General features: G+C 43.5%; 3 protein-coding genes. All 3 read left to right on the top strand.

The annotated features are described in order from the left end of the window. Positions 1–125: 125 nt before the first annotated feature. From msrB to HT699_RS04395, 3 genes are read left to right on the top strand one after another with little or no spacing between them, the layout of a single operon-like run. Positions 126–1,064: a peptide-methionine (R)-S-oxide reductase MsrB gene (gene msrB / locus HT699_RS04385; RefSeq protein WP_000818203.1), complete on the top strand. Its 939-nt coding sequence runs from the start codon at positions 126–128 to the stop codon at positions 1,062–1,064. A 57-nt stretch (positions 1,065–1,121) separates the two neighbouring features. Next, positions 1,122–2,846: an ABC transporter ATP-binding protein gene (locus HT699_RS04390; RefSeq protein WP_172934122.1), complete on the top strand. Its 1,725-nt coding sequence runs from the start codon at positions 1,122–1,124 to the stop codon at positions 2,844–2,846. Position 2,847: 1 nt separating this feature from the next. Beyond that, positions 2,848–4,596, top strand: a complete 1,749-nt coding sequence (locus tag HT699_RS04395; protein ID WP_001254298.1) for an ABC transporter ATP-binding protein — start codon at positions 2,848–2,850, stop codon at positions 4,594–4,596. Positions 4,597–4,730: the final 134 nt, after the last annotated feature.

The following is a 4,730-nucleotide window of genomic DNA, read 5'->3' on the forward strand; positions in this document are numbered from 1 at the left end:
AGGTTGTGGATAGAACTGAAGAAGTCAGCTCAAGACACTGTTTTGAGGTTGCAGATGTGAGCTGACGTGGTTTGAAGAGATTTTCGAAGAGTATTAGTTAAAAACGTGATAAAGGAGAAATAAAGATGGCAGAAATTTATCTAGCAGGTGGTTGTTTTTGGGGCCTAGAGGAATATTTTTCACGCATTTCTGGAGTGCTAGAAACCAGTGTTGGCTACGCTAATGGTCAAGTCGAAACGACCAATTACCAGTTGATCAAGGAAACAGACCATGCAGAAACGGTCCAAGTGATTTACGATGAGAAGGAAGTGTCACTCAGAGAGATTTTACTTTATTATTTCCGAGTTATCGATCCTCTATCTATCAATCAACAAGGGAATGACCGTGGTCGCCAATATCGAACTGGGATTTATTATCAGGATGAAGCAGATTTGCCAGCTATCTACACAGTGGTACAGGAGCAGGAACGCATGCTGGGTCGAAAGATTGCAGTAGAAGTGGAGCAATTACGCCACTACATTCTGGCTGAAGACTACCACCAAGATTATCTCAGGAAGAATCCTTCAGGTTACTGTCATATCGATGTGACCGATGCTGATAAGCCATTGATTGATGCAGCAAACTATGAAAAGCCTAGTCAAGAGGTGTTGAAGGCCAGTCTATCTGAAGAGTCTTATCGTGTCACACAAGAAGCTGCTACAGAGGCTCCATTTACCAATGCCTATGACCAAACCTTTGAAGAGGGGATTTATGTAGATATTACGACGGGTGAGCCACTCTTTTTTGCCAAGGATAAGTTTGCTTCAGGTTGTGGTTGGCCAAGTTTTAGCCGTCCGATTTCCAAAGAGTTGATTCATTATTACAAGGATCTGAGCCATGGAATGGAGCGAATTGAAGTTCGTTCTCGTTCAGGCAGCGCTCACTTGGGTCATGTTTTCACAGATGGACCGCGGGAGTTAGGCGGCCTCCGTTACTGTATCAATTCTGCTTCTTTACGCTTTGTGGCCAAGGATGAGATGGAAAAAGCAGGATATGGCTATCTATTGCCTTACTTAAACAAATAAAACAGAGAGTGGGGCTTCCCACTTTCTTCATTTCTAGAATATGAATAGAAGGGATTTATGAAACACCTATTATCTTACTTCAAACCCTACATCAAGGAATCAATTTTAGCCCCCTTGTTCAAGCTGTTAGAAGCTGTTTTTGAGCTCTTGGTTCCCATGGTGATTGCTGGGATTGTTGACCAATCTTTACCTCAGGGAGATCAAGGTCATCTCTGGATGCAGATTGGCCTGCTCCTTATCTTTGCAGTAATTGGCGTTTTAGTGGCCTTGATAGCTCAATTTTACTCAGCAAAGGCAGCAGTAGGCTTTGCTAAGGAATTGACAAACGATCTTTATCGTCATATTCTTTCCTTGTCCAAGGACAGCAGAGACCGTCTGACAACTTCTAGTTTGGTCACTCGCTTGACTTCGGATACCTACCAGATTCAGACTGGTATCAATCAATTCCTGCGTCTCTTTTTGCGAGCGCCCATTATCGTTTTTGGTGCCATTTTTATGGCTTATCGAATCTCAGCTGAGTTGACTTTCTGGTTCTTAGTCATGGTTGCCATTTTGACCATTGTCATTGTAGGGGTATCTCGATTGGTCAATCCTCTCTACAGTAGTCTCAGAAAGAAAACGGACCAACTGGTTCAGGAAACGCGCCAGCAATTGCAAGGGATGCGGGTTATTCGTGCTTTTGGTCAAGAAAAACGAGAGTTACAGATTTTTCAAACCCTTAACCAAGTTTATGCTAGATTACAAGAAAAGACAGGTTTCTGGTCTAGTTTATTAACACCTCTGACCTATCTGATTGTCAATGGAACTCTTCTCGTTATTATCTGGCAAGGCTATATTTCAATTCAAGGAGGAGTGCTCAGTCAAGGTGCTCTCATTGCTCTTATCAATTACCTCTTACAGATTTTGGTGGAATTGGTCAAGCTAGCCATGCTGATCAATTCCCTCAACCAGTCCTACATCTCAGCTAAGCGAATCGAGGAAGTTTTTGCTGAGGCTCCAGAAGATATTCATTCAGAATTAGAACAAAAGCAAGCTAGCAGTGATCAGGTTTTACAAGTTCAAGAACTGACCTTTACCTATCCTGATGCGGCCCAGCCTTCTCTGAGAGACATTTCCTTTAATATGAAGCAAGGGCAAATCCTTGGTATCATCGGAGGAACTGGTTCTGGTAAATCAAGCTTGGTGCAAGTCTTACTTGGACTTTATCCAGCAGACAAGGGGAGTATAGACCTTTATCGAAATGGACGTAGTCCTCTTAATTTGGAGCAGTGGCGGTCTTGGATTGCCTATGTGCCCCAAAAAGTCGAACTCTTTAAGGGAACTATTCGTTCTAACTTGACTCTAGGTTTACATCAAGAAGTATCTGACCAGGAACTCTGGCAGGCCTTGGAGATTGCGCAAGCTAAGGATTTTGTTAGTGAAAAGGAAGGGCTCTTGGATGCCACTGTTGAGGCAGGAGGTCGAAATTTCTCAGGTGGACAAAAACAAAGGCTGTCTATTGCTCGCGCAGTCTTGCGCCAAGCTCCATTTCTCATCCTAGATGATGCGACCTCGGCCCTCGACACCATTACCGAGTCTAAGCTCTTGAAAGCTATCCGAGAAAATTTGCTAAATACGAGCTTAATCTTGATCTCTCAACGAACCTCGACTTTACAGATGGCTGACCAGATTCTCCTCTTAGAAAAAGGAGAGCTCCTAGCTATCGGCAAGCACGAGAACTTGATGAAATCTAGTCAAGTTTATCGCGAAATCAATGCATCCCAACATGGAAAGGAGGACTAGCATGAGACGACAAACTGCAAACCAGACGCTCACACGCTTGGCAAAAGATTTAGCAAGCAATCCCTTCCTCCTTTTCCTAGCCTTTCTAGGAACTATTACCCAGGTTGGCTTATCAATCTACCTACCTATCTTGATTGGGCAGGTCATCGACCAAGTCCTAGTGGCTGGTTCTTCACCAGTTTTTTGGCAGATTTTTCTCCAGATGATCTTGGTAGTTATAGGAAATACTCTGGTACAATGGGCCAATCCTCTTCTTTATAATCGCCTAATCTTCTCTTATACCAGAGACTTGCGAGAGCGAATCATCTATAAGCTCCATCGTTTACCGATTGCTTTTGTGGAGCGGCAAGGAAGTGGAGAGATGGTCAGTCGGGTAACCACGGACATCGAACAGTTAGCAGCTGGCTTGACCATGATTTTTAACCAATTTTTCATTGGTGTCTTGATGATTTTGGTTAGCATTCTAGCCATGCTGCAAATTCACCTCCTCATGACTCTCTTAGTCTTGCTGTTGACGCCACTTTCCATGGTGGTTTCACGCTTTATTGCCAAACGCTCCTATCATCTCTTCCAGAAGCAAACAGAGACAAGGGGAATTCAGACTCAGTTGATTGAAGAATCGCTTAGCCAGCAGACTATTATTCAATCTTTTAATGCTCAGGTAGAGTTTATCAAAAGACTGTGTGAGGCTAATGACAACTACGCAGGCTATTCGCAGTCGGCCATCTTTTATTCTTCAACGGTCAATCCTTCGACTCGCTTTGTCAATGCGCTCATTTATGCGATTCTAGCTGGAGTAGGAGCTTATCGTATCATGATGGGGTCAACCTTGACCATTGGGCGTTTAGTGACTTTTTTGAACTATGTCCAACAGTATACCAAGCCCTTTAACGATATTTCTTCAGTGCTAGCTGAGTTGCAAAGTGCTCTGGCTTGCGCAGAGCGCGTCTATGCTGTCTTAGAAAGTCCTGAGGTTGCTGAAACAGGCAAGGAAGTCTTGACCAGTGACCAAGTTAAGGGAGCTATTTCCTTTAAACATGTCTCTTTTGGTTACCATCCTGAAAAGATTTTGATTAAGGATTTATCTATTGATATTCCAGCTGGTAGCAAGGTAGCCATCGTTGGTCCGACAGGTGCAGGAAAATCAACCCTTATCAATCTTCTTATGCGTTTCTATCCTATTAACTCAGGAGATATCTTGCTGGATGGGCAATCCATTTATGATTATACCCTAGTATCATTGAGACAGCAGTTTGGCATGGTGCTCCAAGAAACCTGGCTCAAGCAAGGAACCATTCATGACAATATTGCTTTTGGAAATCCTGAAGCCAGTCGGGAGCAGGTGATTGCTGCTGCCAAAGCAGCCAATGCAGATTTTTTCATCCAACAGTTGCCACAGGGATACGATACCAAGTTAGAAAATGCAGGAGAATCTCTCTCTGTCGGTCAGACCCAGCTCTTGACTATAGCGCGAGTCTTTTTGGCTATTCCAAAGATTCTTATCTTAGACGAGGCAACTTCCTCCATCGATACACGGACAGAAGTGCTAGTACAGGATGCCTTTGCAAAACTCATGAAGGGGCGCACAAGCTTTATCATCGCCCACCGTTTGTCAACCATTCAGGATGCGGATTTGATTCTTGTCTTGGTAGATGGCGACATCGTGGAGCATGGCAATCATCAGGATCTCATGGCTAGAAAGGGTAAGTATTACCAAATGCAGCAAGCAGCAGCTTTTAGCTCTGAATAAGCCATTCTCTTTTGAAAGTTTATGGACGAAAAAAGTTGCCTTCGGGTGACTTTTTTGTTACAATAGCTAGAAAAATTGTTCACTGTAATACTCAATGAAAATCAAAGAGCAAACTAGGAAGCTAGCCGCAGGTT

Origin of the sequence: Streptococcus sp. 1055, assembly GCF_013276815.1 — a bacterium.
GTDB lineage: Bacteria > Bacillota > Bacilli > Lactobacillales > Streptococcaceae > Streptococcus > Streptococcus pseudopneumoniae.

What these genes read in the sequence shown, in the direction of transcription:
- msrB (WP_000818203.1), top strand. Translation starts at nt 126, where the DNA reads ATGGCAGAAATTTATCTAGCAGGTGGTTGTTTTTGGGGCCTAGAGGAA.
- HT699_RS04390 (WP_172934122.1), top strand. Translation starts at nt 1,122, where the DNA reads ATGAAACACCTATTATCTTACTTCAAACCCTACATCAAGGAATCAATT.
- HT699_RS04395 (WP_001254298.1), top strand. Translation starts at nt 2,848, where the DNA reads ATGAGACGACAAACTGCAAACCAGACGCTCACACGCTTGGCAAAAGAT.